Source organism: Neobacillus vireti, from assembly GCF_036962345.1.
GTDB classification, from domain to species: domain Bacteria; phylum Bacillota; class Bacilli; order Bacillales; family Cytobacillaceae; genus Neobacillus; species Neobacillus vireti_A.
In genome coordinates this window covers 377,242-403,665 of record NZ_JBALNB010000012.1, presented here as the reverse complement: position 1 = coordinate 403,665, position 26,424 = coordinate 377,242, and the positions used below count along the sequence as shown (strand labels likewise).

The following is a 26,424-nucleotide window of genomic DNA, read 5'->3' as shown; positions in this document are numbered from 1 at the left end:
CTCATTGGCAAAGGCTTTACTTATATTATGAAATTCTCGAACGCAGGTAAGCGTCGATAAACTGATCAATTTCTCCATCCATAACAGCTTGAACATTCCCGCTTTCGGCACCAGTTCGATGGTCTTTTACCATTGAATATGGGTGGAAAACATAGGAACGGATTTGACTTCCCCAGCCAATTTCCTTTTGTTCACCGCGAATTTCCAATAGTTCTTTCTCTTGTTGTTCGATTTCGCGCTGATAAAGCTTAGCCTTCAGCATTTTCATTGCTGCATCACGGTTCTTAATTTGTGAACGCTCGGATTGACAAGTCACCACTACCCCTGTTGGTGTGTGGGTAATCCTTACTGCAGAATCCGTTGTATTGATATGCTGTCCGCCGGCACCGCTGGCACGATACGTATCAATTTTGAGATCCTCTGTACGAATATCGATTTGAATTTCATCATTAAATTCAGGCATTACCTCACAAGATACAAACGATGTATGACGGCGTCCTGAGGCATCAAACGGTGATATCCTTACCAAACGATGTACACCTTTTTCTGCTTTTAAATAACCGTAGGCGTTATGCCCTCTAATAGCCAAGGTTACACTTTTAATCCCAGCTTCATCACCAGGAAGATAATCAAGCGTTTCAACCTTAAAGCCCTTCTTTTCAGCCCAGCGTGTATACATCCGAAGAAGTAAGGAGCCCCAGTCCTGTGACTCGGTTCCGCCCGCACCTGGATGTAACTCGAGGATTGCATTATGTTTATCGTATTCTTCACTCAGCAGTAGCTGAAGTTCAAAGTCATTTAATCTTGAGGTTAGTTTAACCAACTCTTCCTCAAGCTCTGCCTGTAATTCCTCGTCACTTTCTTCTTTTACAAGCTCGTAGCTGACTTCAAGATTCTCAAATGTTTCAAATAAATTCGTAAACTCATTTACCTGATCTTTTAGTGCGTTTGCTTCACTTATAACAGTCTGGGCTTTCTCTTGGTCATTCCAGAAATCAGGATGAAGCATTTGATCATCAAGTTCCGCTATTCTTGCTTCTTTATTTTCAAGGTCAAAGAGACCCCCTAAAGTCCGCTAAACGTTTAGCTGTTTTCTCAAGCTCACTTCGAATTTCCGCTAATTCCATTTTCTTCACCTCTATAAAAATTACGTCTGTTTGTAGCATATGACATGATCGTTCGTATGTTCCTTTTCCATTATAGACTGAGTATGGGGGGAATTACAAAAATAAATACAAGAAGTATTCAACGAAACCCACCTGAGCATGATTACTACTTATCAACAGAAGGTTTAGTAAATCCCAAAAATGTTTGTGGATAAGTAGAGCCAATTGCATGACTTTTACAAAAATTTAAATAATTTATCCACATATCTACAAATCCACAGGACTTATCTACAATTTATTAACTACTTTAGGTAGATTAGCTAACTTATCCACAAACAAAAAAACGAGAGGAGGGCTCTCGTTTTTAAGGATTTGCTTGTTCAGGTAGGTAAATGGCTTTTTTAGGTGCATGTGCTGCATCCATATAGGATTTTTTAGCACCGCCATGGCAGGCAGAGCAGCTTTGTATATCTGCTGATTGATGACCTAAGATTGGTTCACCAGAAGTATTCTTATCTTTTAATTTACCAGTCTTTCCATAAACCTCGGTTGTATTATTATGACATTTCAAACAGAATTGACGCTCATTGGCAGCATCCCATGCAGTGCCGGTTGTCTTATATTTATCAGCATCTGCAACTTTTACATTACCAAGTTCTTCTCGCAGTAACATCATATTATTTGAACCATGTGTTTCATGACAATCTGCGCAGGCTAGTTGTCCATTAAGGGAACTGCCATCGACAGCAGTAATGTTATGACCAGATTCTGCTAATAAAGTTCCACTCTCATAGTATTGTTTAATATTTGGTGCTTTACTGCCATCGTGGCAGCTAAAGCAAAGGGTAAAATCTTCGATAGTACCAGTGGCTGTTCCCGCCTTTTTATATGTAAAGGTTTGGAAGTGACTTGCCCCCGGTTTTTGATCACTTTGAAGTCTAGCTGGATTTTCTGCTGTCCAAGAAGCATGTGGATTATGGCAGCTTGTGCATGATTCAGATTTCTTGGATACTGCGTCTGTGTGTTGATTATGTTTGTTTGTACTATTATATTTATCAGGCATTGGTGATCCATTCGTTCCATCATGACACACCATACAGAAATTATCTTCGGAAGCTCCAAACTCTCCACCTTCAAGTGTGGCAGTTTTTCCGGTATGTGTGCTATGACAATATGCACATGCATTGGTATTATTCGTGTAGTTTCCGTGAATATCTCCTATATGATATACATTGGTAGTAGTAAATTTAAAGAATCTAGGAAAGATCCTTTGACCAAATTCATTGGTTATAGCAGGATTTACATAAACATAATAAGTTGTGCTTGAATCTAACGGTGCAGCAGGGGTAAACATAATAACATAATCCCCATCTTCATTACGTTGTGGGATTTTCCCGTCTAATTCTTCTATACTTTTGATTTCTCCTTTACTTGATGAAACAAACAAAGGTTGAGTGTAATGTAATGCCCCAGTTTCTCTGATAACCACCATGATTGTTGAATCCAAAGGGACTTGGGTCATATCCTCAGCAGGTAAGTACTCACTTGCATTTGTAACACCTGGCGGGATAATTTTCATATCTACTATATATGGCCTTGGAACGTTATCTTCAACCGCAGTCTGTACAGTTTCTGTTGTCAGAATCACCGGCTCTATGATAGTTTCTTCCGTTAGTGTTTCCTTCACTTCGACAACTGGCTCTTTAACCGTAAAATTCATGGTTTTTTCGACTGACTTTCCGTCCATATCCATAAGGACAAAAGAAAGTAAATGATTTCCTTCGGTAAATTCCTTTGTAAATGCCCAATTACCGTTTTGGCCATCAACAGAAATCTTCAACTGCCCATCATTCGTAATTTCAATAGGCTCACTACCGGAATCAAGTTTCTCAAAAATTTTTAGTGAAAGCTGATCAGGTGGTGTACGATCATCTGACAAACTGCCTGTAAATTCAACCGTTGTAACATCAAACACCGCGGCTTCACTCGGAGTTTTCACCTCTAAATAAGGATCACCTTGAGCAGAAAAAACGATGTCAGCAGGAGAATAAGAAAGGAAAGAACTAAGGAAAACGCTCGTTATGACAATATATGAAAATAACCTTTGTCTATAGTTCGTCCTCTTCATAATATCCACCTTTTTCTGTACATAATAAAAGCCATTTAGCGCTTTTTTCTTTTATTATATCAACTGATTTAACATTAATTATCATCGTTAAGGTATTCTTTTTGACAATTTGGCAACAGGCTGTACTAATAAAACAAGGCAGTAATAATTTCTATTACTACCTTGTTTACTAACTAATTTGTAAAACCAAATTTGAGGTTAATAATAGCAGAGCTATTTGTTAGCCTTTTTATCTTGTTGGTTTACCTGAGTAGTTTCCGCCTGCTACAGGAGGTGTGTCAAGTTTATAGGTAGTTTGGTGACATGCCCAACATACGGTCATGTTCGTATATTTTTTGATAGCAGAGCCTCCAGCGCTGACATCTTTCATATATTCTGCAGCTTTTTCTTGAGTCCAGCCAGACTTTACATAGTCAGCAACTGTTTTACCAGCTGTATCTTTTAATAATGTAATGTCAGTACCGTGTGCGTAGTGACAGCTTGCACAGTTTCGTCCAGCTTTATAGCTGTTAGTTGTATGAGAATAGTGGCCATCAACACGTTCCGAACCGCTTGACTTTAAGTAATCTTCGTGACATGTAGAACAGAAGTTTGAATAAACACGTTGTGGAACATCAGGTAAATCTTGGTTTACAAATACAGGACCTTTAGATTGATAGATTTTTAAACCAGTTGGGCCAGTACTAGCATTGAATTCTGCAAAAGCAGGATCTTCAACTAGTTCAAGATCAATTGCTTTTGTAGAATAAGTTTTACCGTTAACAGTTGTTTTTAATAAACGATCGTTTACCGATCCGTGTGGATTGTGACAGCTGGAACATTGTAGTTCTTCATCAGTTGGATTTAGTGCACCGGGTGCAGAAGCCACTGCAACCGTACCTACATTGTGCATAGAAGAACTATCATGGCTGCTATTGAATACACCAGCGCCAGAATTCTTTTCTACGTTATAGAAGCCTAATGTGCCATCGTGGCAAGTTAAACACAAGTCTGATTCAGTTTCTTCAAATTTTAATAGTGTTGCGCTATCCCCATTGTGGGTGCTGTGACAGTTCCCACAAGAGTTTGTGTTGTTTTGAAAATTTCCGTGCGTCCTGTGAGATGCTACATTTCCATTGTTATCAATAGTACCAACGTTAATCCCAGGGGCTGGGTTGTTTGGTGTAGGAACAAACGGTTCTTCAGCAGAAGCCATTGCAGCAAACATGCTAAACAACAACAACGTAAATAAAGCAGTTAAGCCTAATTTAATCTTGCTCATTCTTAAAAACCTCCCAAATTTCTCTCTCTCTCTTTCTCTCTCTTTTTTACATAAAACTTATCAGTTTTAATTTTTGACAAATTGTAATAATATTGATAGAAAACAAGGTAGTAAAGATCAATTTACTACCCTGTTCCATTTGAACTTTTATTGAGCTAACAAATAGTGGGGCTATTTGTTGGCTTTTTTTTATCGAATATTAGCTTTTTCATTGAATGTAGGAATCATCTTGTTGTATCTTGTGCTCCATACGTAGTTCCATAATTCACCAGTACCAGCGTTTGGATCTCCTACTTGTGCAGGCATTGGAGTGTCAAGCGGGTGACTTGATGTATGACAAGTCCAACAAACAGACATGTTAGTGTACTTTTTATTGTTTGAACCACCAGCACTTACATCTTTCATGTATTCTTTCGCAACAGCATCTGTCCAGCCCATACCGCCATCTGCAACTGGCTTAGTATAATCTGCAAGTGTTTTACCAGCAGCGTCTTTTAGAAGTGTAATATCTGTTCCGTGAGCATAGTGACAGCTTGCACAGTTACGTCCAGCTGAAGAGCTGTTTGTAGTATGTGAGTAGTGACCAAGAGCTGTTTGCTTTCCGCTGCCAGTGTCATAAGTATCATGACAAGTAGAACAGAAGTTAGCATAGTTAACTTTATCTGCAGATTCTTTAGGACCAACTGATTTTGTAATCTTTAATCCAGAGTTTGTAGAGCTGCTGTTGATCGCTGCAAATTCTGGGTCTTCAGTTAAAGCAAGTTTAATTGGTGTTGTAGAATACGTTACACCAGCAACAGTTTGTTTTAATAAACGGTCATTAGTAGATCCGTGTGGATTGTGACAGCTAGAACATTGTAATTGCTCTTCATTAGCTTTTTGATCAAGAGCACCAGGAGCTGCTCCAATTGCAACAGTACCTACATTGTGCATAGAGGAACTTTCATGAGTAGTGTTGAAAGTACCTGCACCTGCACCTTGTCCTTTTACGTTATAGAAGCCTAAAGTACCATCATGACATGTCAAGCAAAGATCAGCTTCAGTTTCTTCGAACTTCAATAGTGTTGCACTGTCCCCATTGTGCGTGCTGTGGCAGTTTGCACAAGAGTTAGTGTTATTTTGGAAATTACCATGTGTTCTGTGTTGGTTTACTTCACCATTGTTATCGATGGTTCCAACATGGATGTCTGGTGCTGGGTTGCCAGGCGTTGGAACAAACGTTCCTTCTGCAGAAGCAAATGCAGCGAACATGCTTAATAAAATAAGCGTAAATAATGCTGTAAATCCTAATTTCACCTTGCTCATCTCTAAAAACCTCCCAATTTCTTTCTCTCTTTTTTTCTCTCTAGTATGTTTGACTTCTAAAACGTTAGCTCTTTTTCCTCGCATCACCACCTTTAAGGAGATCACTATTCCCCATATACCGAAAGGAAGGGATCTTTATCTAGAAATATAGAAATCACGTAGAATAAAAAAGGGAGGTTTTTTTAAGGTCTCGTGAACATTATTGCTAGATTTCTGTGTGAATTACTTTAATAAAGGACATTACTTTAGTAAAACACTGAAATTCTTTGATTGATGGTATCTGTTACATATATGGCACCAAATTCATCAATGAATAGTCCGTTTGGCAGATATAGCTGGCCATTGTCTGTCCCCATTCCACCTAATTCCCTTACTTTTTTTCCATCTTGGTCAAAGGCATAGATGTTATGTGATAAATTACTGACTACATAAACGGTTCCTTTTGAATCAACAGCTACTCCGCGGGGATTTACGAATAGCGCAGTTCCTTTACCATCATCCGATCCGTTTATGATTCTAATAAATTTTCCGTCTTTATTAAAAACTTGAACTCTATTATTTCCAGAGTCTGTGACATAAATTTGATTATCTCGGTCGACTGCAACGGCATTAGGGGCGATGAACTTCCCTTCATCCTGACCGGCACCGCCGATTTCCATTAGCTTTTTACCTTGTAAATCAAAAATGAACAACTTGTTTGATTTAATATCCGTGACATAAAGCTTTTCGTCGTAGATACGTAATCCACCAGGTGATTGAATCAATTTATCGTTGTCTGGGAAGAATTTAATAAATTCCCCTTTAGAGGTAAAAATGGAAATGTTCCCATTATATAAATCAGCTACATAAACTTGTTCATCTTTATCACCGGCAATTCCGTATGGGAATTGGAATTGTCCTTTTTCCGTACCTTTTTTACCGAATGCATTTACATTATTACCGGACTGGTCAAAAACCTGCACTTGAGTATTTTTGGTATCCGAAACGTAAATAAATTCTCCAATTTTCGCAACATCCATTGGCTTGTCTAAAGGCGCTTCAAAGCTGCCATAAAAAGACTGTCTAAATTCTGGTTCTCCCCCATCAGTAGGGTTCGCTGCTGCCACAATTGGCTTTAGCGTTGGCCCCAAATCCATAAAGGTGATGGCTGAGAATAGGGCTATAGAAAGTACAACCATGGCACTCATCCATATATACGTTGTTGACTTTTTCAATTCTAGTCATCTCCTTTTATTTGCTGTCTTTTCCTGCTATTCTAGTTAATGCTTCAGAAGCAGGCTTATAAAGAGGGTCATAGCTTAATGCCTTTTTGTACAGTTCCTCAGCATCTTGTACATTACCTTGATCCTCTGCTACTCTGCCAATCTCGAAAATAATATCATTATTAACAGGCATTAATTTATCTGCTTCCTGAAGAGAAGCTAATGCTTTCTCATACATTTTGAGTTTACGATAAATCATACCCTCTAATAAATGACCTTTATAATCTCTTGGAGCTAACTCAACTGCCTTATTAGATTGCTTAAGTGCATCATCATAGCGTTCTTCATCGTTATAGACCAGCCCAAGATTAAAATACGCCGAAACATTCTTTTTATCTAAGTCGATAGCCATTTGTAACTGTTTAATAGCTTCTTCATTCTCACCATTTAAATGATAGGAATAGCCAAGATTTACACGATGCTCTGGTTTATTTGGTTCTTTGCTAACCAAACCTTCATAATAGTTTACTTGCTGTACAATTCGATCCTGATTCTGCTTACTCCAAATAAATTTGTCGCTGATCATATAGCCGCCAACCAAGCTGATAAGAAGTGTCGCAATAATTAAGGATATTCCCTGTAATTTAGTGAAGCGGTCATTTTTTTTCTTAATCACCGTATCCTTGTTTGTTTCCGGATTTTCTTTTATTGGGAGTTCATGGGCCTCCATAAGAATCCTCCTCATACTTCATCATTATTTTCTGTTGGATATTATCAATCCGTTTTGAAGATTGAAACCTACAAAAGCTAAAACTCAAATTGCACTGTTATAAAAATATCGGAAAGCCCAAGCTGACTTGCGCCCAGCTTATTCTTTTTTGTGACAGGAACTGCACGTCTTTTTGACATGGCAGGTATAACAGCTTTCTTGCGGATTATTAACATTTCCCACTGCAACAGGATGATTATCACGCCACTTATTTAAATGCTTCATCTGATGACAGGATGAACAATTCACTGTATTACTGCTTGATGTGTTTGATCGATTTGGCTCATGGCATGTATAGCAGGTTTCTTCGTTATTGCTTGCTTTGGAGCCGTGGTTACCAAAGAACGAATCTGCATGACTCTCTGGTCGAATTTTGTGGCAATCCTGACAATAAGTGTTTTCTTTTGCATACGTTCTTTCTGTTTTAGGAGATTTTCCGCTGTCAGTCTGTATATATTTGTCCAGAACTGAAGCACCTTCATAACCTTCAAGGTCTACAGAGGACATATATCGATGACAGGAATTACAATCCTTCAATTCTTCCTTTGCCTGTTTTCCGTGTGTTTTGGTTTTAAAATTTGTTTCTTCATGGCTCTTTGGAATCATACCGGTAGTATGACAGGCACTGCATTCAGTTGTGACTTGTCTAGATTCATGACAATCCATACATGTATCCATTGTTGGGCGTGTCCATTTCAAATCAGCCATTGCCGCAACTCCTAAATCACTATCCCATTTATCATAATCTGTCTTAAAGGTCATTTCTCTATCGGCAATTTCACCGTGGGCGACTCCGCTATGACATTGAATACATGTAACGTCTTCTTCTTTATGCTTATCATGTGGGATGATGATATCTCCAGAAACTGTAAATTCTCTCTGCACCACATTGTGACAGCTTTCACATGTACTATCTGGAATCTCGTCAGGCATTCGTATTGGTGCTACATTTTGATCATCACTTTTATTTACGGCCTTAGTGATTAACCCAATTTTATCCTTAGCTGTCTGCTTAATCCCTGGTTCGATATGACAATTAACACAATCCACTTCACTATGCGAGGAAGCCTTCCACGTAAAGTATTCAGGTTGCATCTCATGACATGAGGCGCAGAACTTAGAGCTTGAAGTTGCCTCTAGCCCGAACACCCCGAGAGAGAAGAAAAGGGCTAGAAACAACACAGTTAGTGTCATAAATTTATATAATCTTAAGCGGGAACGGGGAGGGTTCGACAGCTGTTTTTGTTCTTCATCCATAAAAGCGTCCCTCCAGAGTATTTTTCTTAGTTTTTCACATCATCTTTAAAGCCAGTTCTATGGCAATATTGACAGTAAACATCTGTTGGTGCTTTTACATCCTGTGAATCTGCTTTTGGCTCTTCACGATCATGGCAGACAAAACATTCTGCCTTTAGATCTGCCGTGGTAGCTTTACTGGCATGTGATGTTAAGTATTGATCACTTTCACCGTGACTTGCTGGGCGTTCAGAGTGACAGGCACTACAGAATTTATTGATTCTTGACTGCTCTCTGACAATAGTAATGTTCGGTTTATATTTATGATCTTTATCTTCTTCCTCTACTTCAGCCATTTTTAAAAGAGAGATAAGATCTTCTTCCGGAATATCTCTAAACCACTTAGAATCCTGGTGACAATCCACACATTGATCAAGTTGATTAAGAGCAGTTCCTCCGTGATTATTATTCCAATCCGCAACTTTGTGGTCTTCCGGAATGTTCACTTGTTCATGACAAGTTTCACATGCCATTGAAAGCTTAACGTCCTTCTGCTGTTTTCCAAGTGCTTCTAGTATTAGTTTTTGTGTTTTTTCGTCATGCTGTGCAACGGCTTCTTTCGCTTCTTCTTCGGTAGCTGCTTCATGTTTTACTGCGTTTGAAGTTTTCTTTGCTGCTTCTTCAAGGTGTTCTGGATTAGGTGGTACAAGATACGCGACATCTGTCCATGGCTTTTCACCGTTATTCACTTTATCGTGACAGTCAATACACGTTCCCATATTTGGAGCCAAGTATTTCTTTTCCATCATTTGCTGTGCAACTTCTTCTGTCCAGTGACCGCGGACTTCCTCGGTGTTGATACCGCGGGCCGCTATCTTCGCGTGTGCAATTCCGGCATGACAGCTGATACAAGGGACACCTTCTTCAATATGTCCTTTGTGGTTAACGATTAAGTCACCGGAAGCCGAAACAAGTCGATTTTTCGAGTGACATTGCAGACAGTTTTCATCTGACACAGCCTCATGCTCGGTTTGAACAATCTGTTCAGGTATGCCCATTACGTGATGATAAACTTCCTTTAATGAAATTACCTTATGTGTCATCATGTTGACGAATCCAGGTTTTATATGACACTGTACACAGGAGATTTCACTATGTGAACTTGCTGTAAATGTTGTATACTCTGGTGCCATTTCATGACAACTGGCACAGAATGATGGCGAATTTGTGAAAGATATGACACCATATCCCCCGCCAAAAATGACGATAAATGCAACAATCGATGCAAATAATAATTTCCATCGATTAACAGGATCCTTCCAATTTATATTTTTGACTTTAGACATAAGTCTGCGTATAGGGCCTGTTTTCTTTTTATTTTCACTCGTTTCAGGTTTTTCTTTATTTTTCTTCCCCCAAAAGGCCACTCTACTCACCCTTCCCATTTCTTATTTTTCTCTCTATATAATTTCTAAGTTAACCTCTCTATTGGTAGTATCTAACATTGTAAAAGTATTTTCCAATGTACAATTTGTGAATAATTTTTCATAGGTAAGTAACATGACCTTTCTCCTAAAAACAACATGTAAACACTGATAAACAAAGGGTTAGGTTAACAATATAGCCAAGTTGTAAACCTGTAACTTTATGTATTTTTATACAATAACTTGACTAAAAACTAAAAATAATTGCAGATAAAATAGACTAAATACTGGGTTGGCTGCATACAAAAGTTAGACAATTTTGAAATGCTTGGATTTTTTAGCTAATAATAGTTTCGAAGGTCATTTTTTTCTAAATGTGGCTATAACGGTAACAATGTTGTCACTCTAAATCGGAAGTGGTAAGATAAAAAGGGTAATTATCGAAAATTTCGGATGAAAATGAGCATATTTTTAGAAGGTTAAATTCAGATATAAAGGAGCGTTTCATCATATGATGGGGATTTTAAATAAAGTGTTCGACCTAAATAAGCGTGAGCTGAAGCGGCTGGACAAACTGGCAAAGCAAATTGACGCACTGGCTGCAGATACTGAAAAACTTAGTGACGATCAGCTCCGAGAAAAAACGGAAGAGTTTAAGCTTCGCTATCAAAAAGGTGAAACACTGGATGACCTATTAATTGAAGCCTTCGCGGTTGTTCGTGAGGGAGCTAAGCGGGTGCTTGGTTTATATCCATATCATGTTCAGCTAATGGGGGGTATTTCTCTTCATGAAGGGAATATTTCGGAAATGAAGACGGGTGAAGGTAAAACCTTAACCGCTACCATGCCTGTTTATTTAAATGCCCTTTCAGGTAAAGGAGTACACGTTATTACTGTCAATGAATATCTGGCAAGCCGTGACGCAAACGAAATGGGTCAGTTATACCAATTCTTAGGTTTAACAGTCGGTTTGAACTTAAACAGTATGTCAAAGGAAGAAAAGCAAGAAGCATATGCCTGTGACATTACATATGGAACTAACAATGAATTTGGCTTTGATTATTTGCGTGATAACATGGTCCTTTATAAAGAGCAAAAAGTACAGAAGCCGCTTTATTATGCGGTTATTGACGAGGTTGACTCGATTCTAATTGATGAAGCACGTACACCATTGATTATTTCTGGTTCTGCCCAAAAGTCTGCTATTCTTTATATTCAAGCTAATGCTTTTGTACGCACACTTACTAGGGATACTGATTTTACGTATGATGAAAAAACCAAAGGCGTAATGCTGACTGATGAAGGAATCAGCAAAGCAGAGCGTGCATTCGGGATCGAAAATCTTTTTGATATTTCCCATGTAACCTTAAACCATCATATTAACCAGGCATTAAAAGCAAATGTCAGTATGCACCTTGATGTGGATTATGTTGTCCAAGATGGTGAAATCATTATTGTTGACCAGTTTACTGGCCGTTTGATGAAGGGCCGCCGCTATAGCGAAGGTTTGCATCAGGCGATTGAGGCAAAGGAAGGCTTGGAAGTTCAGAACGAAAGCATGACCATGGCAACAATCACCTTCCAAAACTACTTCCGTATGTATGAAAAGCTTGCGGGTATGACAGGTACAGCGAAAACGGAAGAAGAAGAATTCCGTAACATTTATAATATGAACGTTATCGTGATTCCAACGAATAGACCAATCGCACGTGATGACCGCCCGGATTTAATTTATGCTTCCATGGATGGAAAATTCCGTGCAGTCGTCGAGGATATTGCTGAACGCAATCAAAAGGGTCAGCCTGTCCTTGTTGGTACAGTAGCCATTGAAACATCCGAATTAATTTCTAGATATTTATTAAAAAAGGGAATTAAACACAATGTTTTGAACGCGAAAAACCATGAGCGCGAAGCAGAAATTATTGCGGAAGCAGGTCATAAAGGCTCTGTTACAATTGCTACAAACATGGCCGGCCGTGGTACAGATATTAAACTTGGTGAAGGCGTTGTTGAATTAGGCGGTCTCGCCGTTCTCGGTACTGAGCGTCATGAAAGCCGACGAATTGATAACCAGCTTCGTGGACGTTCTGGACGTCAAGGAGACCCTGGGGTAACCCAGTTCTATTTATCGATGGAAGATGAATTGATGCGTCGATTCGGTTCTGACAACATGAAAGCGATGATGGAACGGCTTGGAATGGACGATACGCAGCCAATTCAAAGTAAGATGGTTTCTAAAGCTGTTGAATCTGCGCAAAAACGCGTAGAGGGCAACAACTTCGATGCTCGTAAGCAGCTTTTACAATATGACGATGTTCTTCGTCAGCAGCGTGAAATCATCTACACGCAGCGTGATGAAGTGCTAGAATCAGAAAACCTGCGTGAAATTATTGAAAAAATGATTCTTTCTACCATTCAGCGTAACGTTGAAGCACATGCAAATAAGCATGAGGATGAGGAAGAATGGAACCTGCAGGGCATTATTGACTTCGTAAATGCTAACCTGCTGCATGAAGGTGACATTACCATTGAGCAATTACGCGGTAAAGCCCCAGAGGAAATGACAGAGGCGATTTTTGCTAAGGTGAAGGAACGTTACGATGAAAAGGAACAAATCCTTTCTGATGAACAAATGCGTGAATTTGAAAAAGTGGTTACACTTCGTGCTGTGGATAGTAAGTGGATTGACCATATTGACCAAATGGACCAGCTGCGCCAGGGTATTCACCTTCGCGCGTACGGACAAATTGACCCGCTTCGCGAATACCAGCATGAAGGCTTCGCAATGTTTGAGGCAATGGTTTTATCGATCGAGGAAGAAGCTTCTATGTATATCATGAAGGCGGAAATCCGCAACAACCTTGAGCGTCAAGAAGTCGCTAAAGGACAGGCTGTCAATCCGAAGGAAGACGGAGAAGCAGTTAAGAAAAAACCAAAAGTAAACCAAATCAACATCGGCCGCAACGATCCATGTTATTGTGGCAGCGGGAAGAAATATAAGAACTGCCACGGGGCAGGGAAATAGAAGGTAAAGGGCTGGCAAATTGTCAGTCCTTTTTATTTTACTAATTGTAGGCTATTGAGATAACTAGTCGAGGACTTGATTCCCTTAATTGGGGATTCTGCTGCTTGGCGGTAATCAAAGATGGGCTTTGGTTCCCTTCAACTGCGAAAATGACGCTTAGAGGTAATCAAAGATGGGTTTTGATTACCTTCAACTGCGAAAATGGGGCTTAACGGTAATCAAAGATGGGCTTTGGTTCCCTTCAAATGCGAAAATGGGGCTTAGCGGTAATCAAAGATGGGGTTTGATTCCCTTCAACTGCTAAAATGACGCTTAGCGGTAATCCAGGATATAAAATCAGCTACCGGGCACTCCAGCTCCTCAAAATTTTAGCTTACGCATTCGCCCATAAAAAAAAGAGAGGTTCCCCTCTCAATTTCACTGTTTCTTCAGCCATTTCTGCAGCCCCTCGATCTTTTTCCATAATTGAAAATGATCGTCTACATACATAATAGCCTCGCTCTCGTCCCCTAATTGATATCCACTTGGAAGGAACATAGGGATTTTCTTTTTACCCGATAAGAATGGAATAACATGTGGGTTAACTTTTTTAGCCTCTTTCAGTAATTTAGCAGCATTTGCAGAAAAACCATTTTTATATAATTCAAGCAAAAGCTTGTTATATAAACCATGTGCAGTCGACTCCTCATACTGCTTCAACAACCGTTCTGCACTTTCCAATAATCCTTCTTCAAGGTAAGCGCCAAACAGGATATATCGGATACCTTGGTTATCATTTGGGTTTAATTCTAGAAGCTGCTCGTATTCACGTATCGCAACCATAGTTTGTCCTAATTGATGAACGGCATTTGCATACGATGCCTTCGCACGCATATATGGTCTTGTTTCGAGTAAGCCCCAGAAATGACCTTTGTTCTCTTTGAAAAAGGCTTTCCCGAGTTCCTTTTCCCCAATTTCCATGCCTTTTTTTGCATATATCATTGCTTCCTCATCAGAATCTGCGGCTTCAGCTAATATAACATAGGCATCAACGCACTTGGGATCTAGCTTAAGAGCCTGCCGCGCAAGATCACTTCGCTGGTGTCCACGTGCTTCCATGGCGTCATAAACCAGTTGCTGGGCACGCCCTTTATTCGTTTTTGGTGCCTTTTTAGGGGCAGGAGCAGCAAGCTTCTTATTCAAAAATTCATTTATTTCTTCCATGGTCTCAAAATTGTGACCTTGGATCTCCTCCAATACTTCCTGCATGATTTGTTCTGTAGGCATTGGCCCTTGAACTAAATTAAGCGGCCTAGTAGAATCAAGCTCAGTCGACTCTTCCATTGAAATCTCAATAATACTTCTTATCTCCTCTTCCAATTCGTCATCCATTTGTCTATAGGTAGACGAAAGGGAGCCCACAGGTACCCCATACATCTTGGACAGTTCCTTTTGAGTTAGAGGTGATTTCAAATGGTTAAACGTTGAGATTAAATAATGCAGAGATGCTGCATAGAGATTCGGATTTTTTATCCTCTTTTGCGTTTTCTCACAGTATTGGAACCAGAGAATGACCCCTAAATCCACAATTGGCGGTATTTCACCTAACGACTCAAGCTTCTGCTTTAAAATTTCCGCCACTTCCTGATAAACCGGTGACTGCCACTCCATGCCATCTACATCTATCATCCCGCCAATCCCCGGAAGGTCCTTCATGATTTCCATAAAGAAATCGGTAAAAAACTCCTGCGGTGAACCGTAGCCTGCCATATCACTTTTTTGTTTAATAAAATCAATCGCTTGATGAAGCGGTAAATCATGCAAATCAAATGGCGCTGGGAAAAAGACATACATTTGTTCAAACGGAAGGAGAAATCCAATAAAAAATGTTCCCTTTTCAAATGGTTGTTGTAAATTTGTTACCATGGCCATAAATTCTTCCGATGAAAGACCATCAGTAACAGTTAGAATATTGTTTTCAACATGGGTAATTTCACCCGCAATTGCCCTCGCATTTGTCCAAGATTGCAAGATTTGTTTCAATTTTGGCCGTTTAAGTTTTCGAGCCTCTAAGGGTATGAAGTTTTCTAAAATGGTTTCCCCATTTTCCAATTTATAAAACAGCGAATACCAAATCGTATAGACAAATTCGAAAAACTGACGCTCTTCCTCTTCTATGTCAAAGTATTCATGATATTCATCAAATCCCTTGAGTATTTCCTCTTCATAATGATCAAGTGCAAAGTGAAGGAGACGCTTTTGTAAATCGTCAATCTCACCTTCAAGCACATGGGTAATTGATACAGCCTCCCTCGCACCACAGCATTTTTTATACTTTTTTCCGCTCCCGCATGGACAAGGTTCATTCCGGCCTATACTCTCTTTCATCATTACTCGCCCCTTAATCCCTCTACTATCTTTAGGTATCTATTATTATTCCAATTAAAATAGTACCATTTTTGCCAGCTTGATAGGAAATATACTTCAACTTTTAAAGATGGTCAAAAAAAATGCATACATGATTTCACAATTGAAATCATGTATGCACAGTATATTATAGCGATACATTTTTATCAGATTTGATGTTTGAATCATTCCCAACATGTTTAAAGACATTCACCATAAATAAAATGACTCCTAACACCACAACGATTGAACCGATGATAGTCGGTGCAAGGGCTGCGGAAACACCCATTATTTGCAGTGCAATCCCGCCTAACATAACCGGTACCCCAATATTGTGAAACCAGAACTGCGTTTTTGCCAATTTTGAATTCGCTGCATTTGGATATAAGTGATAAATAATTCCAAACAACGCCATCGTTACCCAGCCCAACAAATTAACATGGGCGTGGACGGATGTAAAACGGAAATCATGAATAATTCCCATGGTCAGACCTGCCAAAACCCCAATTGTAAAATAAACTGTTGCTACCTTTAAATACGCTTTTCCCACTTTGTACCTACCTCCTTTTCTCATTTCTGTAACTATTATACTATATTACATTTAAATACCAATATTCCAATTATGGCAATAGTATTTTTACCGAAGGCTCTTTTCTTAAACTTGTTGCTTTTTCGAATAAACTTTAATGATTGTGCTAAATTTCCCGCAGAAAAATCAATAAATATAATAAGAAAAGAGCCTGCAAACTAAATTCTAAAGCTCAAAATACATATTTCCACGTTAAAATCGGCTTTAGGATTTTAACAACAATCATACGAAAAACAGCCTTACCAAAAAAAACCTCCTAGTAATATAGGAGGGAAATTATGATCGCTTCATAAATTCGAGGACCTCCAGGTCGATAAAACCAGAGCTCTGTCCTCTCATTTCAAAGTTTTCAGTATGAATATAGGCTGTTAGGGCTTTAAATACTTCCTCATTGCTTTGTGAAGTACTGCTTAGATACGACAATCTGGTTAAATGATGAATGAGCTCCTCTTTGATTTCTCCTTCAATCGCAGCAATTCTCTCAGCCTTTGAAGGTGCAAAATAGAGCTGTTGAAGATGATAAATTCGAATCAATTCTTTAATGGGGTCTGGATGGTCATCAACTCTTAGATCTATATAGCGGTCGTTGAAACCACCATAGCCACCCTTTTCCTTTACGATATAGAGTGCAGCAGACTGCTTACCCCTGCTATCGCCTCCAGCCTCCTGCCCAGCGTCTAAAGCAGTAAGGAGTCGGTTTGCCAGGGTACCATGGGTCTCTACAAACACTTGCGCAATTGCTTCAACTGTTTTTTCATCGACTAAAATATTCCCTTGGGCAGCAAAATGGGTGCCTGTCACCCCGCCAGCCCAAGTATAGCAAGCATATCCTGTGAAAGTTGCAGGTGAACCATTGGAATCAATCAGACCGACCTGGCGCATTTCTTTATCCGGATCCTCCTCAAGCAGGATATCGAGTGTTTCTTGGGCAGTCTTTCCCTGTTCCATTAATTCCAGTGCTTTTGGCCCATAGGATGTATTCGCATAGGATTGGGTTGCAACAGCTCCAACACCTGCCTTTGCCCAAGGCACCACTGCACCTACCCCAAGAAACTTTGATTGAACGGCAATCCCCCATTCCTTTTCGATTGGGTCATAGCCTACGATGGAAAAGGTCATATGATAATCCCCCTAAATTTATCGTAATTTAAAAAGCAGCCCCGATTGCTCAGGACTGCGTTCATACGTATTAATGTGTTTCAATCAAGCCATAGCGTCCATCTTTACGCTTATAAACGACGTTCGTACGGTTTGTCTCAGAGTTGTTGAAGACGTAGAAGCTGTGTCCTAATAGGTTCATTTGAAGAATCGCTTCTTCACTGTCCATTGGCTTCAGATCGAAGCGTTTCGTACGAACAAGTTCTAAATCATCTTCATCTTGTTCTTGGACTTCTGAGTTTTCAGATATAGCAAACGTAATCGGGATATCACCTTTTTCACGGAATTTACGATTAACCTTTGTTTTGTGCTTGCGGATTTGACGCTCCAGCTTGTCTGAAATCAAGTCAATCCCTGCATACATATCTACATTTGTTTCTTCTGCACGAAGGACTAGGTTTGGCAGAGGAATGGTTACCTCCACTTTTGAAGTTTTATCTTGATTGAATCTTAAATTCACATGTACCGTTGCTTCAGGTGCTTCTGTGAAATATCGTTCTAATTTTGAAATCTTCTTTTCAACGTAATCTCTAATTGCTGGAGTTACCTCAATGTTTTCACCACGAACGTTATAATTCATTTGTGGACTCCTCCTTTATATTCCTATGTAAATACATTTCTATTTTACCCCTTCATTCTCCTGCTAAATCCTAATATAAATTTTGTCGAAATTTTGACAAAAACAACGGGTAAATAGTGAGAACCATTTTATAACTAAATGGCTATTCAGAAATGTGTTTACACATTTAGTCTATTATTTCCAGGGACAATTTACCACTTTTAAGTCTTGTGAATAAGGTACTGAGGATGAAACGTGACTGGGGGAATTAAAAATGGAACAGCATGAAAGAAGAACTCTCGCTTGGCATGAAACGTTAGAATTGCATGAACTCGTTGCTTTTCAATCTGATGGCTTAATGAAATTAAAACTGTCTTATAAAAAGGTACCTGATGCCGAGCTAAAAGAGATTTACAACAAATGCATTCACGAATTAGAACATAACCTGACTGAATTGCTTAAATTTTATCCTTCCGCCCCAGGCTACCAAGGCAGGGATGACGACGATGACTATCGCGAGGATGTTGGGTTTTATGCCGGTGACCTTCTCGGTCTTTCTAAATCGTTAGTCCGTAATTTAAGTATTGCGATTACGGAGACCGCAACACCAGCTTTGAGAAATGTTCTAACCAAGCAAATCACCACAGCGATTAAAGGACATGAACGTATTTTTAATTATATGCATAAACACGGGCTTTATCCTTCCTACGATTTAGGACGCTTACTAGGGCATGATTTTGAAAATGCTCAAAAAGCCTTAAAAATGAAATATAAATAGAATTAGGTTAATTACCGGGCAAGCGTGAAGGAATGTACCCTTTGCGCTCCTGAACCTTTAATTAATTTAGCAGCATGCCTAAGGGTCGAACCAGTCGTATAAATATCATCGATTAACAGGATGGACTTTCCTTTTACATCCATTTCCTGGTCCAGCTTAAAAACCTGGGGAATATGAATCCGTTCCGATCTTGACTTTTTAGATTGTTTTTCTGCATGTGTCCTGGTAAGGAGCCTGCTGGAGATTAAACCTGACTCGATAATCAGAGCCTCAGCCTGATTAAATCCCCGCTCGTATAACCGCTCCTCACTTAATGGAATGGGAACGAGAAGGTCTGGATTTATTTTATTAACATAATTTATTAAATAGGGTGCAAAAATTCTAGAAAGTACATAGTCTCCGCGGAATTTATATGTTGCGATAATTTCCTTTAAAAATTCGTTATAAGTGAATATCGAGTGATTGAAGGTAAGATACCCATTCCAGTCGATATCCTCCTCCCAGCGCTTGCAATCATGACACAAGTCGTCATGTTTAAACCTTTCATCTAAAAACTGAAATGGCCGGCTGCATATTCTGCATGTTTCGCCTTCAACCTTTTCCAACTTCCCCTCACATATCGAGCAGATTAGTAGTTCTTTTTCTTTTGAAAAAATAGAGATCCATCCGATTAAAGGCTGGATTATGTCATGGCATATTAAACAGTGGGTATTCGTCAATCAAGAAGCCCCCTTTTGACACCTTCCATATTCATAGCAATGATTTGTTTTCGTGCCTTGAGCATAGGTTCAGTTTTTCCATAATGAAAGAAGGTAACCACACCATCAGGATAATCCTTGCTCCTTCCCGCCCGACCGGCAATTTGGACAAGGGCACTTTCAGTAAAGATATCGTCCTCAGCACCGATAACAGCAACATCAATATTGGGAAATGTCACACCTCGTTCTAAAATGGTGGTTGTCAGTAATAATGGGATCGTTTTGTTTCGCATTTTTTGGACCTTTTCTTTGCGAAGGGGATCCTCTGCATGGACTGCCTCGATGTCAGGCGTTAATTGGCAAAGGATTGGGAGAGCTTTTTCCATTAAACCGATATGCGGGAAAAAAAGTAACGCTTGCTTTCCACTATCAAGGCGTTTTTTTACCCATTGCATCACATTGGCAGGAAGTTTATCTTTTTTTAATTGTCTTTGCCAATTACCACACCATGTAAAGTGAGGTACTGGAAGAGGATGACGGTGGAATCTAGCTGGGATTGTAGTGAACGCTCTTTTATCTGTACGGCACTCCTGCTGCCATTTTTCGTTCGGTGTCGCTGTCAGGTAAATCATTGATGAATCTAACTTTCTAGCTTGAACAGCACCATATTGGAGCGATTCCTCTACTGTATATGGAAAGGCGTCAACCTCGTCCAAAATGACGGTATCGAAAGCGTGGTAAAAACGGAGCAGTTGATGTGTGGTAGCAATGGTAAGCGGAGCAAAGAGATGGCGATCTTCGCTCCCCCCATACAGGGAAGCAACGGTGATTCCTGGAAATGCTGCTTTTAATCTCGGGGTTAGTTCGAGGACAACATCTGTGCGCGGTGTTGCAATGCAAACTCTTTCTTGGGCAGCAAGAGCCGCTTCTATTCCGGCAAACAGAACCTCGGTTTTTCCTGCTCCGCAAACCGCCCAAACTAGGAGTTCAGTCTTGCTCTTTACTGCCTCAAGTACTTTATTAGATGCGGCCTGCTGCCCATCCGATAACCGTCCTTTCCACTCCAGTTTTTTTTCCGGTAAATGGTTCCGAGGACCAGGCCCATTCCATCCTATTAATGGTGTACATGCACTGATTCTCCCCATCATCAGGCATTTACGGCAATAAAGGCATATTTCCCCGCACCTTGAACATGGAAACTCTGCAAACCACTGTATTTCTTTATTGCCACAGCGGGAGCAAAAACGCTTATTCCTATAATACTCAATTCCCTTTCGGTAGGTAATATAGCCATTTTCATAGTGGTTATGGATTTCTTCAAATGGGAATGGAAGGTCATCGAGCAGGAGTTGTTTGCCTGTAAGAAGCAGCTGTAGTTTAGAGTTGTAGGGGAAATTAAAGTTTAATGGTGGTTGTGGAATGGTTGGTATTTGTGAGATGGGAAGTGAGTCAGTACTCTTTTGAGGGAATAAATAATTCTCCTTTACAAGGAAACGCACGAAAACAGCACCCTTCTTATTTAGTTTTTTTGAAGTATCACTCCTTCATTACTGTTAAGAATTCAACAAGTGTTGTCAAAAACCTGTTTATTGTCGATGATTAATAAAATAAAATTATTGACAGTAAAGAGGCCGCAAACTCAAATCGAGTAAGGGCTTCTTTATTATTATTAACCTAACTTTATTTCAATGGCTTCGATCCGCTTTGCTTGACCTGTGGTTCCAGCTTCTTCACCGTTTTCCTTCCAATCGGTCCATCCGACGTTTTCAATGTGTACACGATACATAATGTTTAATCCATCAGCTTTTATTTTGATGGCTTCAAGTCTTAACGCTACACCGATAGTTCCTAAAACTTCCCCATTGGAACGTTCGTTCGTCCAGCCTAAATCCTCGATATGTCCTTGCATTTGCAATCGAGCATTAGTGTTTTCTAGTCTAACAGTTAATGCTTCTAATCTTCGTGATTGTCCGGTTGTTCCTGCGGTTTCACCATCTCTTTTTACTCCCTGCCAGCCGATATCTTCAATATGTGCTTCATAAACGACAGATGGTGATAGTGATAGTGATGTTACTGGTGCTGCTTTTTTATTCAATCCGTAAAATTGCACCAATCCATTGACGATCCCCTGCGCACATTTTATTCGGTAATCATCTGACTTGAGCAGTCTTAAATCCTCTGAATTGGTCATAAATCCACATTCGATGAGCAAAGCATCCATGTTGGTTTCACGTAAAATAGCAAAGTCGGCACGCTTCACCCCGCGATTGACCATGCCTGTAGCGATTATGGTATGATCGTGAACCATTCTTGCCAGATTATAGTTTCTGGCAGTTGCATTTGTGTGAATATAGGTTTCAATTCCGCGCGCTGGGCTCGCTCCTGCATTTGCATGGATACTCACCACACAATCCACTCGCAACTGGTTGGCTAAGTTTGCACGTGCTGTTAGGCTTGTATCAATACTATCATTTAAATCGTGAGTAAAGAATGTCTCTACATCATGATAATCCGAAAGTAAATTGGCTACATGGAGGGCAGTACCTTTATTAAACTCAAATTCTCTCATACTGTTATCTAAAGCACGTTTTCCAGGCGTGTTTATGTCATGTCCAGGATCTAACATAATTTTAACCATTAATATCATCTCCCTAAAACTAGTTAATGAAAATAAATTAAATTTGGTTCGGATATTTTCAAAAATTAGATATTTCCCTATTAATTACCCTAACCTTTATCAAAGATTTATAATTTTTCAATAACCTTTTCAAGAGAATTAACTACCCCTTAAAGCCAACATAAGCCGGGCTTCTGCCCGGCCATCTCATACATTATCTTCTGATCCATCCGAGTCCCATCGCACCTTCTCCCAAGTGGGTTCCAATGACTGGACCAAAGTAACTGATGAAGAATTCAACATTGGGATACAGTGCTTCTAGCTCTGACTTCCATTCCTGGGCTTCGTCCTTGCGGTTTGCATGGATGATGGCGGCCTGAAAGTTTGCGCCGCTTGCAGCGTCTTCCCCTAGCAGGTTAGCAATCCGTTTCATCGCTTTTTTTCGTGTGCGTATTTTTTCAAATGGGACAATCACTTTATTCTCAAAGTGGAGAAGTGGCTTTACTTGAAGTAAACTACCAATAAACGCTTGAGCACCTGAAAGGCGGCCGCCACGCTGTAGATGAGATAGGTCATCTGCCATGAAGTAGGCTTTAGCCGTTTTCTTCAATTCCTCTAGGCGTAAGATGATCGTTTCGGCATCTTCCCCGTTTAAAGCCATTTTTGCCGCCTCAATGGCGTAGAAACCCTGGGGCATGCAGCTAATCTCCGAATCGAATGGGTATACCTTCAAACCCTCCACCATCGTACTGGCTGTGACAGAACCGGCATAGGTACCGCTAATTCCGCTTGAGAGATGGACGCTGATGACGGCTTCATAATCCTTAGCTAATACTTCAAACAGCTCTACAAACTGCCCGATTGGAGGCTGAGAAGTGGTTGGCAGTTCCTTCTCCTTCACTAGTTGAAAAAACTCACCCGCTGTAATATCAACTTCCTCACGATACACCTTGTTTCCGAAGATAACATTTAAAGGGATCATATGTATATTCCATTTATCGCGTATTTCTTTTGGTATGTAAGCGGTACTATCCGTAACAACTGCCGTTTTCATCATAAATTCCATCCTTAATGTCATGTTTGTTACTATTTTATATGAAACTAAGAAAAGCGCAAGCGCCCTGGTCAGCGGCGTATGGCCTGGAGGGCTCCAACTGAGATAAAGGAAACACGAAGAGCCGGAGGCGATTCGATGTTGACTTATCGTAGGTAGGTAAAAATCCTGAAGGGATTTTTACTCGCGGAGACCGAAGGACACTAGCCGCTAGGGCGCTGGAGCTGGACAGTAACCTAAGTTTAAAAACTTATACTTTCTTATCTTTCAAGTGAAAAGGCACGCTCCGTAATAGAGCATGCCTCTTAAATAACTTATCTCACTTCGACCCAGCCATTCTTAATCGCTGATACCACTGCCTGAGTACGGTCATTAACATTCATTTTTTGTAAAATGTTGCTCACATGATTCTTTACCGTTTTTTCACTAATAAATAAAGCTTCCCCAATTCCACGGTTACTTTTACCATCTGCCAGCATTTGCAGTACTTCACATTCACGTCGTGTTAGAAGATGAAGCGGACGACGCAGTTCCAGGGTTTGAACAAAGGCACCTCCGCCAGTGCGTCCAGCTGTCAGTTTGCGGTATTCATTTACTAAATTATGCGTTACCTTAGGATGCAAGTAACATCCTCCATCAGCGACAACACGAACGGCCTCAATCAGTGCATCCGCATCCATCTCTTTTAATAAGTATCCTCTTGCTCCTGTTTGGAGTGCATGAGTAACATAGTTCTCATCATCATGGATGGATAAGATAATAATTTTTGTATCTGGAAATTTTTCCGATAGCTCACGTGTTGCTTCAATTCCGTTCACTTGAGGCATATTAATATCCATGATGACTACATCAGGATTATAGGCGTTTACGATGTTTATTGCATCACTTCCGTCATCACCCTCAGCAACCACTTGGAATGCCTTTTCAAATTCTAGGATTCGTTTAACCCCTTCTCTAAAAAGTTGATGATCATCGATAATCGCAATCTTCGTCATAATTTTTTCCCTCCTGCTCCATTTATTCGCTTATGTTTTTAAGACGGTATCGGAACCACGATAAAGACTGCTGTTCCTTTTCCTTTTTTAGATTCAAATGTGATACTTCCATCTAAGAGCTCTACTCGTTCTCTCATCCCAATCATTCCAAAGGACTCTGGCTTTTTTTGATTCATATCAAAACCAGAGCCATTGTCCTTAATTAGAACGGTAATTTCCTTCTTTGTCATTTCCAGCCTTACTTTTATTTCACATGCATTGGCATGCTTTAAGGCATTTTGTACCGATTCTTGTATCAACCGGAATAAGGCAACTTCATACTTCGTAGGAAGCCTGCTCTCTAATCCAATATGAATAAAATCAATACTAGAACTGTTATGATATTCTTCGATGGTTTGTAAATACTTTCTGAGGGTAGGCACTAGGCCTAAATCATCAAGCGCCATCGGGCGAAGGTCATAAATAATTCTCCTGACCTCATAAAGTGCGGCACGGACCATCTTTTTAAAGCTTCCAATCTCTTTAAAAGCTTCCTCAGGTCCTTGTTCCTTATAAACACGGTCCACTAAATCCGATCGCATGATAACATTTGCCAGCATTTGCGCTGGACCGTCATGTATCTCTCTAGAAAGCCGTTTCCTCTCTTCTTCCTGAGCTTCAATAATTTTCAAGCCAAAGTCCTGTTTTGCTTTTGCATTCTGCAATTCTTGACCCATCAGTTTTAAATCACTCATCAGGTAATTCATGACTACTGATATTTGGGAAATAAGCTGGTCTGCCCGGTCAATCGTTTCATCCAATCCCAATAGTCTGCGCTCAAGATCAGCTCGTTTGTCTAACAGCTGCTGTTTATATTGCCAATTTATCGACAGGTCCATTTGCAGCTGGTGAGCTTTTTCATATGCCTCCCTGACCTCAGCCTCAGAATAGGCTTTAAAATTCATACTAAGCTCTGATAACGTTAGTCTCGCCCTAAGTACCTGTTCTTCAAGTCTTTCCTCTTCCGCTATAAGTTTGATCATCATGTCTTTAATCGTTTTTAGTTCATCCGTCATATTTTCATAGTCTTTTCGACATTGCTCACTAATTTGAAATATATCGCTTTTACTGCTGGTGACGGTTTCAATCATCTCTTCACGGATTTCATCAATCGATTTTACATTAATCTTCTGAATTTTCGCCATGCTTTCCTCCAGAGACCTTTTTTCTAGTTTAACGCTAATTGTAATATTTTACTATCTCTATGCATTAAACTAAAAATTTTCCCAACTTCTTAGTGCATAAGTAGTATAATGTTTTGTAGCAAATCTACTATTTTAAAAAAATACAGTTAACACTATTTAACCATTATTTATTATAACACGGGAAAATGACTTCAATGTTAAAGTTATATTACACCAATATTTTTTTTATATTATTCGAAAGATATGATGGGAGGAGATTACTATGCTATCAAGGTATTTTACGGTTAAGCAGGAAATTGGTCAACATGAAATTGTCATTCAAAAGTCACGTTTTATTTCTCATATCAAAAGAGTAGAAACTGAAAGTGATGCTCAGGAATTTATCCAAATTTGTAAGAAAAAATATTGGGACGCGACCCATAATTGCTCGGCTTACATGATAGGTGAAAATGACCAAATTCAAAAAGCAAATGATGACGGAGAGCCTAGCGGAACTGCAGGCGTTCCTATTCTTGAGGTATTGAAAAAAAAGAAGCTTAAAGATACTGTCGTCGTGATTACCCGTTACTTCGGAGGGATAAAATTAGGTGCTGGCGGGCTTATCCGCGCCTATGGGAAGGCGACCTCAGAAGGGCTGGGTACAGCTGGAATTGTGGAGAGAAGGCTCGTTCAAGTGATTCACGTGACAGTTGATTATACTTGGCTTGGGAAAGTTGAAAAGGAACTTCGGGATTCTGATTATATCCTGAAGGAAATTCATTATCTCGACATTGTTAAATTGGACGTTTATGTAGATGAAGACAAAGTAAATTTGTTTCATGAATGGATAACCGAATTAACAAACGGCCAGGCTGGCATTGAAAAAGGGCAAACAGCGTATTTAGAGGTTGAACTATAAAAAAAAAAGTGACTGACTCAACTGCCACAGCAAGTGCCATTTTGAGTCCGTCA

The 26,424-nt window shown here is 39.8% G+C and carries 22 protein-coding genes; 4 read left to right on the top strand and 18 right to left on the bottom strand.

What is annotated here, in order from left to right:
• Nucleotides 1–25 precede the first annotated feature (25 nt).
• The 8 genes from prfB to V7108_RS16325 form a co-directional block, all read right to left on the bottom strand.
• Nucleotides 26–1,127 (bottom strand): peptide chain release factor 2 gene (prfB, locus tag V7108_RS16360; RefSeq protein ID WP_335568869.1). Its coding sequence is split into 2 segments (ribosomal slippage): nt 26–1,054 and nt 1,056–1,127, totalling 1,101 coding nucleotides; the frame shifts between segments, so codons are not numbered across the junction.
• A gap of 343 nt (nt 1,128–1,470) precedes the next feature.
• Nucleotides 1,471–3,234 (bottom strand): hypothetical protein, encoded by a 1,764-nt coding sequence (locus V7108_RS16355; protein WP_335568868.1) that lies wholly within the window; start codon nt 3,232–3,234, stop codon nt 1,471–1,473.
• Between the two features lie 229 nt (nt 3,235–3,463).
• Nucleotides 3,464–4,495 carry a cytochrome c3 family protein gene (locus V7108_RS16350; protein ID WP_335568867.1) on the bottom strand — a complete coding sequence of 344 codons (1,032 nt, stop codon included), beginning with the start codon at nt 4,493–4,495 and terminating at the stop codon, nt 3,464–3,466.
• A 189-nt stretch (nt 4,496–4,684) separates the two neighbouring features.
• Nucleotides 4,685–5,800 (bottom strand): cytochrome c3 family protein, encoded by a 1,116-nt coding sequence (locus V7108_RS16345; protein ID WP_335568866.1) that lies wholly within the window; start codon nt 5,798–5,800, stop codon nt 4,685–4,687.
• A 245-nt stretch (nt 5,801–6,045) separates the two neighbouring features.
• Entirely contained in the window at nt 6,046–7,014 is a 969-nt protein-coding gene (locus tag V7108_RS16340) for a 6-bladed beta-propeller (RefSeq protein ID WP_335568865.1), read from the bottom strand.
• A 16-nt stretch (nt 7,015–7,030) separates the two neighbouring features.
• Complete coding sequence (locus V7108_RS16335) at nt 7,031–7,732, bottom strand: tetratricopeptide repeat protein (protein ID WP_335510965.1); 702 nt, start codon at nt 7,730–7,732, stop codon at nt 7,031–7,033.
• Between the two features lie 138 nt (nt 7,733–7,870).
• Nucleotides 7,871–9,028 carry a cytochrome c3 family protein gene (locus V7108_RS16330; protein WP_335568864.1) on the bottom strand — a complete coding sequence of 386 codons (1,158 nt, stop codon included), beginning with the start codon at nt 9,026–9,028 and terminating at the stop codon, nt 7,871–7,873.
• Between the two features lie 26 nt (nt 9,029–9,054).
• Nucleotides 9,055–10,434 (bottom strand): NapC/NirT family cytochrome c, encoded by a 1,380-nt coding sequence (locus tag V7108_RS16325; RefSeq protein WP_335568863.1) that lies wholly within the window; start codon nt 10,432–10,434, stop codon nt 9,055–9,057.
• Between the two features lie 508 nt (nt 10,435–10,942).
• Between V7108_RS16325 and secA the strand changes: the two genes are divergently transcribed.
• Together secA and V7108_RS16315 are read left to right on the top strand one after the other, a co-directional pair.
• Nucleotides 10,943–13,456 (top strand): preprotein translocase subunit SecA, encoded by a 2,514-nt coding sequence (secA, locus tag V7108_RS16320; protein WP_335568862.1) that lies wholly within the window; start codon nt 10,943–10,945, stop codon nt 13,454–13,456.
• Between the two features lie 172 nt (nt 13,457–13,628).
• Entirely contained in the window at nt 13,629–13,760 is a 132-nt protein-coding gene (locus tag V7108_RS16315; RefSeq protein WP_335568861.1) for a hypothetical protein, read from the top strand.
• A gap of 113 nt (nt 13,761–13,873) precedes the next feature.
• Here V7108_RS16315 and V7108_RS16310 read toward each other — a convergent pair whose 3' ends face one another.
• The 4 genes from V7108_RS16310 to hpf form a co-directional block, all read right to left on the bottom strand.
• Complete coding sequence (locus tag V7108_RS16310) at nt 13,874–15,823, bottom strand: SEC-C metal-binding domain-containing protein (protein ID WP_335568860.1); 1,950 nt, start codon at nt 15,821–15,823, stop codon at nt 13,874–13,876.
• A gap of 166 nt (nt 15,824–15,989) precedes the next feature.
• Nucleotides 15,990–16,391 (bottom strand): cbb3-type cytochrome c oxidase subunit I, encoded by a 402-nt coding sequence (locus V7108_RS16305; protein ID WP_335510975.1) that lies wholly within the window; start codon nt 16,389–16,391, stop codon nt 15,990–15,992.
• A 315-nt stretch (nt 16,392–16,706) separates the two neighbouring features.
• Nucleotides 16,707–17,549, bottom strand: coding sequence for a DUF1028 domain-containing protein (locus V7108_RS16300; protein ID WP_335568859.1), 843 nt, complete (start codon nt 17,547–17,549; stop codon nt 16,707–16,709).
• A gap of 70 nt (nt 17,550–17,619) precedes the next feature.
• Nucleotides 17,620–18,168, bottom strand: a complete 549-nt coding sequence (hpf, locus tag V7108_RS16295) for a ribosome hibernation-promoting factor, HPF/YfiA family (RefSeq protein ID WP_335510980.1) — start codon at nt 18,166–18,168, stop codon at nt 17,620–17,622.
• 253 nt (nt 18,169–18,421) lie between these two features.
• Here hpf and V7108_RS16290 point away from each other — a divergent pair, with 253 nt between their 5' ends.
• On the top strand, nt 18,422–18,925 hold the full coding sequence (locus V7108_RS16290) for a spore coat protein (protein ID WP_335568858.1): 504 nt from the start codon (nt 18,422–18,424) through the stop codon (nt 18,923–18,925).
• An 11-nt stretch (nt 18,926–18,936) separates the two neighbouring features.
• Here V7108_RS16290 and V7108_RS16285 read toward each other — a convergent pair whose 3' ends face one another.
• From V7108_RS16285 to V7108_RS16260, 6 genes are all read right to left on the bottom strand, one after another.
• Nucleotides 18,937–19,644, bottom strand: a complete 708-nt coding sequence (locus tag V7108_RS16285; RefSeq protein WP_335568857.1) for a ComF family protein — start codon at nt 19,642–19,644, stop codon at nt 18,937–18,939.
• Nucleotides 19,641–21,122 carry a DEAD/DEAH box helicase gene (locus tag V7108_RS16280; RefSeq protein ID WP_335568856.1) on the bottom strand — a complete coding sequence of 494 codons (1,482 nt, stop codon included), beginning with the start codon at nt 21,120–21,122 and terminating at the stop codon, nt 19,641–19,643. Before V7108_RS16280 ends, V7108_RS16285 begins: the two co-directional genes overlap by 4 nt.
• Before the next feature lie 170 nt (nt 21,123–21,292).
• Nucleotides 21,293–22,261 (bottom strand): N-acetylmuramoyl-L-alanine amidase, encoded by a 969-nt coding sequence (locus V7108_RS16275; protein ID WP_335568855.1) that lies wholly within the window; start codon nt 22,259–22,261, stop codon nt 21,293–21,295.
• A gap of 193 nt (nt 22,262–22,454) precedes the next feature.
• On the bottom strand, nt 22,455–23,294 hold the full coding sequence (locus V7108_RS16270; protein ID WP_335568890.1) for a DegV family protein: 840 nt from the start codon (nt 23,292–23,294) through the stop codon (nt 22,455–22,457).
• A gap of 314 nt (nt 23,295–23,608) precedes the next feature.
• Complete coding sequence (locus V7108_RS16265; RefSeq protein ID WP_335517295.1) at nt 23,609–24,292, bottom strand: response regulator transcription factor; 684 nt, start codon at nt 24,290–24,292, stop codon at nt 23,609–23,611.
• Between the two features lie 35 nt (nt 24,293–24,327).
• On the bottom strand, nt 24,328–25,473 hold the full coding sequence (locus V7108_RS16260; RefSeq protein WP_335517289.1) for a sensor histidine kinase: 1,146 nt from the start codon (nt 25,471–25,473) through the stop codon (nt 24,328–24,330).
• A gap of 262 nt (nt 25,474–25,735) precedes the next feature.
• Here V7108_RS16260 and V7108_RS16255 point away from each other — a divergent pair, with 262 nt between their 5' ends.
• Nucleotides 25,736–26,371 carry a YigZ family protein gene (locus V7108_RS16255; RefSeq protein ID WP_335520649.1) on the top strand — a complete coding sequence of 212 codons (636 nt, stop codon included), beginning with the start codon at nt 25,736–25,738 and terminating at the stop codon, nt 26,369–26,371.
• Nucleotides 26,372–26,424: the final 53 nt, after the last annotated feature.

Bases quoted from the DNA above. Each gene is read 5' to 3' on its own strand.
- V7108_RS16355 (WP_335568868.1), bottom strand. From the start codon at position 3,234: ATGAAGAGGACGAACTATAGACAAAGGTTATTTTCATATATTGTCATA.
- V7108_RS16350 (WP_335568867.1), bottom strand. From the start codon at position 4,495: ATGAGCAAGATTAAATTAGGCTTAACTGCTTTATTTACGTTGTTGTTG.
- V7108_RS16345 (WP_335568866.1), bottom strand. From the start codon at position 5,800: ATGAGCAAGGTGAAATTAGGATTTACAGCATTATTTACGCTTATTTTA.
- V7108_RS16335 (WP_335510965.1), bottom strand. From the start codon at position 7,732: ATGGAGGCCCATGAACTCCCAATAAAAGAAAATCCGGAAACAAACAAG.
- V7108_RS16330 (WP_335568864.1), bottom strand. From the start codon at position 9,028: ATGGATGAAGAACAAAAACAGCTGTCGAACCCTCCCCGTTCCCGCTTA.
- secA (WP_335568862.1), top strand. From the start codon at position 10,943: ATGATGGGGATTTTAAATAAAGTGTTCGACCTAAATAAGCGTGAGCTG.
- V7108_RS16315 (WP_335568861.1), top strand. From the start codon at position 13,629: ATGGGTTTTGATTACCTTCAACTGCGAAAATGGGGCTTAACGGTAATC.
- V7108_RS16310 (WP_335568860.1), bottom strand. From the start codon at position 15,823: ATGAAAGAGAGTATAGGCCGGAATGAACCTTGTCCATGCGGGAGCGGA.
- V7108_RS16300 (WP_335568859.1), bottom strand. From the start codon at position 17,549: ATGACCTTTTCCATCGTAGGCTATGACCCAATCGAAAAGGAATGGGGG.
- hpf (WP_335510980.1), bottom strand. From the start codon at position 18,168: ATGAATTATAACGTTCGTGGTGAAAACATTGAGGTAACTCCAGCAATT.
- V7108_RS16290 (WP_335568858.1), top strand. From the start codon at position 18,422: ATGGAACAGCATGAAAGAAGAACTCTCGCTTGGCATGAAACGTTAGAA.
- V7108_RS16275 (WP_335568855.1), bottom strand. From the start codon at position 22,261: ATGGTTAAAATTATGTTAGATCCTGGACATGACATAAACACGCCTGGA.
- V7108_RS16270 (WP_335568890.1), bottom strand. From the start codon at position 23,294: ATGAAAACGGCAGTTGTTACGGATAGTACCGCTTACATACCAAAAGAA.
- V7108_RS16260 (WP_335517289.1), bottom strand. From the start codon at position 25,473: ATGGCGAAAATTCAGAAGATTAATGTAAAATCGATTGATGAAATCCGT.
- V7108_RS16255 (WP_335520649.1), top strand. From the start codon at position 25,736: ATGCTATCAAGGTATTTTACGGTTAAGCAGGAAATTGGTCAACATGAA.